Source organism: Microbacterium sp. SCN 71-21 (assembly GCF_001725695.1).
Classification (GTDB): domain Bacteria; phylum Actinomycetota; class Actinomycetes; order Actinomycetales; family Microbacteriaceae; genus Microbacterium; species Microbacterium ginsengisoli.
Genome location: NZ_MEGA01000103.1, coordinates 11,127 through 16,116, shown reverse-complemented (window position 1 = coordinate 16,116; position 4,990 = coordinate 11,127). Strand labels below are relative to the sequence as shown.

5 protein-coding genes are annotated in these 4,990 nt (G+C 71.0%); 4 read left to right on the top strand and 1 reads right to left on the bottom strand.

Going from position 1 to position 4,990, the window contains the following annotated elements:
• The 4 genes from ABT08_RS12275 to ABT08_RS12260 all read left to right on the top strand — a co-directional run.
• On the top strand, positions 1–768 hold a 768-nt coding region (locus ABT08_RS12275), incomplete at its 5' end, for an ADP-dependent NAD(P)H-hydrate dehydratase (RefSeq protein WP_288115139.1).
• 65 nt (positions 769–833) lie between these two features.
• Positions 834–2,126 carry a DUF2029 domain-containing protein gene (locus ABT08_RS12270; RefSeq protein WP_056206531.1) on the top strand — a complete coding sequence of 431 codons (1,293 nt, stop codon included), beginning with the start codon at positions 834–836 and terminating at the stop codon, positions 2,124–2,126.
• 16 nt (positions 2,127–2,142) lie between these two features.
• A complete protein-coding gene (locus ABT08_RS12265) occupies positions 2,143–2,454 on the top strand; it encodes a thiamine-binding protein (RefSeq protein ID WP_056206532.1) in 312 nt (103 codons plus the stop codon).
• 117 nt (positions 2,455–2,571) lie between these two features.
• Positions 2,572–3,813 carry an MFS transporter gene (locus ABT08_RS12260; RefSeq protein WP_056206535.1) on the top strand — a complete coding sequence of 414 codons (1,242 nt, stop codon included), beginning with the start codon at positions 2,572–2,574 and terminating at the stop codon, positions 3,811–3,813.
• A gap of 41 nt (positions 3,814–3,854) precedes the next feature.
• Here ABT08_RS12260 and metX read toward each other — a convergent pair.
• On the bottom strand, positions 3,855–4,990 hold a 1,136-nt coding region (gene metX / locus ABT08_RS12255; RefSeq protein WP_288115138.1), incomplete at its 5' end, for a homoserine O-acetyltransferase MetX.

Here is a 4,990-nt window from a genome sequence, read left to right as displayed (position 1 = left end):
ACGGGTTCGCTCGCGTATCCGGGCGCCGCGGTGCTGGGCGTCGAGGGCGCCTGGCGGGCGGGAATCGGAATGGTCCGCTACACCGGTCCGGCGCGTGAGCTCGTTCTCGCTGCGCGACCCGAGACGGTGACCGCGGATGGGCGCGTCCACACGTGGGTGGTGGGGTCGGGCACGGATGCCGCATCCCGGCCGTTCGCCGAGACCGAGACGCTCACTCGCCTGCTCGCGGGCAGTGTGCCGGTCGTCGTCGATGCCGGGGCGCTCGAGCTCGCGCCCGCCGCGCACGCACCGGTGATCGTGACGCCGCACGCCCGGGAGTTCGCGCGGCTGCGGGCGCAGCTGGGTCTCGATCACACCGACATCGAGGGCGATGACGGCCGGGCGGCAGCGGCATCCGAGACCGCGCGGGCGCTCGGCGCCGTGGTGCTGCTCAAGGGCGCGCGCACCGTCCTGGCGGCGCCCGACGGGCGCGTGCGAGTCGTCGCGGCGGGCACGCCGTGGCTCGCGACGGCGGGCACCGGGGACGTACTCGCCGGCGCGATCGGGGCGGTGGCGGCATCCGTCATGGCAGGCCGCGTCGCGGGAGACACCGCCGTCGATCTCCTCGATGCGGCGGCCGCGGGCGCCTGGCTCCACGCGCGCGCCGGCGAGCTCGCGGCATCCCGGGCGGGCAACGGTCGACCGGGCCCCATCACCGCGCTCGACGTCGCGCGCGCCCTGCCCGAGGCCGTGGGGGAAGCGCTCGCGCGGGGGATTGCCGTTCGGTAACGGTTCCCGCGGGGCGTCGTCCTCTACAGGGAGCGGCACGGTTGCCCCTCGTACACTGGTCCGCGATGTCGAAACGTTCGGTGCTCTGGATCGCATTCGTGGTCGTGCACCTCGGCGTCGCCATTCTGGGATTCACCTATCCGAATCAGCCCATGGGCGACGTGTACAACGTCTACGAACCGTGGTCGGGCGCGTTCTTCCACGACGGACTCTTCCCCGTGCGGGACGCGTACTCCGGGATCGTGCACGATTCGTACTTCGGCTACGTCGGCATCGACACCGGCTGGGTCTACCCACAGCTGGCGATCTTGCCCATGCTCGCCTCCTGGCTGTTCGCCTGGGCCGGCGGGTACACGATCGGCTGGGCCGTCGTGGTCACACTGCTGGATGCCGCCGCTTTCGCGGTGCTCATCGGCCGCGGCCGATCGAACGGGCGCAACGCGGGAGCCTGGTTCTGGCTCGCGTTCATCGCGCTGCTCGGCCCGGTCTACGTCTACCGTCTCGAGGCGGTCACCGTGGCGCTGTCGGTCGCGGGCATCCTGTGGCTGGCGCGCCGACCCTGGCTCGGATCCGCACTGCTGGCGGTCGCGACCTGGATCAAGGTGTGGCCGGCCGCGCTGGTCGGCGCGGCGCTCATCGCGCTGCACCGACGATGGGTCGTGGCTGCATCCGCGGCGATCGTCACCGTGCTCGTCGTCGTGCTGGTCGCGGCGGCCGGAGGCGGGCAGTACGTGTTCGGGTTCGTGGGGGACCAGACCACGCGTTCGCTGCAGATCGAGTCGCCGGTGAGCTCGATCTACCTGTGGATGTACTACGTGGGCGTGCCGACATCCGGCATCGGGTGGGATCCCAACCTGCTGACCTTCTATGTGACCGGCCCCGGTGTCGACCCGGTCATCAGCGTGATGACGCCGCTCCTCGGAGTGGGTGTTCTCGCAGTCGCCGGCGTGGGTGCGTGGAAGAAGTACCGCGGCGCGACCTTCGGCGGGCTGCTCCCGTCGCTGTCCCTCGGCCTCGTGCTCGCGTTCATCGTGCTGAACAAGGTCGGCTCGCCGCAGTACATCGCCTGGATCGTGCCGCCCCTCGTATACGGCCTGGTGCTCGATCGCGGGCGCTGGTGGAAGCCGGCGACCCTCGCGCTCCTCATCGCCCTGGCGACCCAGATCGTGTATCCGCTGGTGTACTTCAACATCCTCATCGTGGACCTCGGGCCGCTGCTGGTGCTGACCATCCGCAACATCCTTCTCGTGGTGCTGTTCGTCTGGACGATCGTGCTGCTGGTCCGCGTGCCGGTGCACCCCCAGATCGCTGCCCGCCGCGACCATCGGGTGCCGCCCGCGCCCGTCACCGCCGACTGATCTTCCGGAGGTCACCATGCTCGTCGCGTTCTCCGTCGCTCCCAGCGGCACGGGTCGTGAAGACGGCTCGGTGCACGATGCGGTGGCGGCCGCTGTGCGCATCGTGCGCGACTCGGGTCTGCCGCACCGCACGACGAGCATGTTCACCGAGATCGAGGGCGAGTGGGACGACGTCTTCGATGTCGTCCGGCGTGCGACGGAGGCGGTGCTGCCCTTCGGGTCCCGCGTCTCGCTCGTGCTGAAGGCCGATATCCGCCCGGGCTACACGGGTGAGCTCGATGCGAAGATCGAGCGCCTCGAACGGGCCATCGACGACTCTGAGGAGTAGACCCGAGGGCCTCGCGTGCACGCTCCGATCTGCGCGCGCGGACGTGCATGGCGTCGGGTGCGGGCGTGGGCGCCGAAACGATTCGACAGGGGTCGATCCCGGGCGTACCATTTTGTTGTGACCTCCCCTCAGATATCGAAGGGGGCGGCAACGGCGGCGCTTCTCTCCTTGGCCATCGGCAGCTTCGCGATCGGCATGGGCGAATTCGTCGTCATGGGCCTGTTGCCGAACGTCGCGCAGGACCTGCTGCCCCAGACGTGGGCCACCGCCCCCGGCGACGCGATCGCCCAGGCCGGCTGGCTCATCAGCCTGTACGCGCTCGGCGTCGTCATCGGCGCGCCCACCATCGCCGGGTTCGTCGCACGCTATCCGCGCCACCGCGTCATGCTCGTGCTGTCGATCGTGCTGGCCGTCGGCAACCTGCTCACCGTGCTCGCGCCGACCTTCGGGTGGGTCGCGGTCGCGCGCCTCGTGACGGGACTGCCGCACGGCGCCTACTTCGGCATCGGCGCCCTCGTCGCCGCCGACGTGATGGGTCCGGGCAAGCGGGCCAAGGGTGTCGCGTTCATCCTCACGGGTCTCACCGTCGCGAACGTGGTCGGCGTGCCGCTCGGCACGTTCCTCGGGCAGCAGATCGGATGGCGCGCCGCCTACGGCGTGGTCGCCGTGCTCTGGGTGGTCACGGCGATCATGATCGCCCTGTTCGTGCCGGCCCACCCCGGCGACCCGGGCCGCACCATGCGAGCGGAGCTGCGGGTGTTCCGTATCCCGCAGGTGTGGTTCACCCTCGCGCTCGGCGCGATCGGCTTCGGCGGGTTCTTCGCGCTCTACAGCTACGTCGCGCCGATGGTCACGGATGTCGCCCACGCGCCCCAGTGGGTCGTGCCGATCGTGCTCGTGCTCATGGGCGTCGGGATGACGATCGGAAACATCATCGGCGGGTACCTCGCCGACATCAACCTACGGCGCACCCTCCTCGGCGGGCTGCTGTCGATCGCGCTGGTGCTGGTGATCCTCGCGCTCGTGTCGCACTGGATCGTCCCGCTCGCGGCCCTCGTGTTCGTCATGGGGCTGGTGTCGTCGTCGGTGAATCCGACCGCGCAGACCCGTCTCATGGATGTCGCGGAGGACAACCAGTCGATCGCGGCCGCCCTCAACCACTCGGCGTTCAACATCGGCAACAGCCTCGGCGCATTCCTCGGCGGCGTCGTGATCGCGTGGGGCTGGGGGTTCGTCGCGCCGGCGTGGGTCGGTGTCGGTCTTGCGCTGATCGGCTTCGGCATCGCGTGGCTCTCGTTCCGCGTCGAGGACAGGTCTCGTCGCCGCGCGGGCCTGGCGATCGCCGGTCCCGCGGACTGACGCCCGCTCCCGGACTGACCGGGACGGCTGCTTCGCGCGTGTCAGCCAGCGGGTGCGGCGAGCAGCCGCCGCAGGTGCCCGCCGACCTCGTCGGACTCGATGAGGAAGCCGTCGTGGCCGAAGTCGCTCGAGATGACGACCGCCCGGTCGCCGTCGAGTGTGCGCGGGACGCTGCGCGCGATGCGGTGCTGGCCGTCGACGGGGAAGAGTCGGTCGCTGTCGACGCCCAGCACGAGGGTCGTGGCGGTGATCCGTCGCAGCGCCTCCTCGACGCCGCCCCGGTCGCGGCCGACGTCGTGCGAGTTCATGGCCTCGACGAGCGTCACGTAGGCGTTCGCGTCGAAGCGGCGCGTGAACTTGTTGCCGTGGAAGTCGAGGTAGGACTCCACGGCGAAGCGTCCGCCGTGGCCGAGGGGCGAGACATCCGACTGCCATGACCGCTGGAAGCGCAGGTTCAGCTCTTCGGGGCTGCGGTAGTTCAGCAGCGCCATGCGGCGCGCGAGCGCGAGCCCACGGTGCGGTCCCTCACCGGCGGCCGCGTCGTAGTAGTCGCCGCCCTCGAACCCGGGGTCGAGGCGGATGGCCGCGAGCTGGGCGGAGTTCAGAGCGACCTGGTCGGCGGTGACGATCGGGGGAGCGGCGAGGACGCCGAGTCGGGCGACCCGCTCGGGATGCGAGATCGCCCACTCGAGGGCGTGCATACCGCCCATGGATCCGCCGATCACCCCCGCGAACCGCTCGATGCCCAGCGCATCGACCAGCCGCAGCTGCGCCTCGACCTGGTCGCGGATCGTGAGATACGGGAAACGCGCACCCCACTCGGCGCCCCGTGGTCCGATGCTCGCTGCACCCGTCGATCCCTGGCAGCCGCCGAGCATGTTGGGGGCGATGACGAACCACCGGTCGGTGTCGATCGGAGCGCCGGGTCCGACGATGTCGCCCCACCAGCCGTCGGTCGGATGCCCCGGCCCGCCCTCGCCGCGCACGTGCGAGTCGCCCGTGAGGGCGTGCAGCACGAGCACGGCGTTGTCGCGGGCGGGGGAGAGCTCACCCCAGGTCTCGAAGGCGAGCCGGTAGGCGGGGAGGGTGGCCCCGCCCTCGGTCGTGAACGCGCCGAAGGCGGCGAACCGTCGGTCGCCGGCCGGATCGCCGTCACGCCACGCCCCGGTCGCCGGTG

Bases quoted from the DNA above. Each gene is read 5' to 3' on its own strand.
- ABT08_RS12270 (WP_056206531.1), top strand. From the start codon at position 834: ATGTCGAAACGTTCGGTGCTCTGGATCGCATTCGTGGTCGTGCACCTC.
- ABT08_RS12265 (WP_056206532.1), top strand. From the start codon at position 2,143: ATGCTCGTCGCGTTCTCCGTCGCTCCCAGCGGCACGGGTCGTGAAGAC.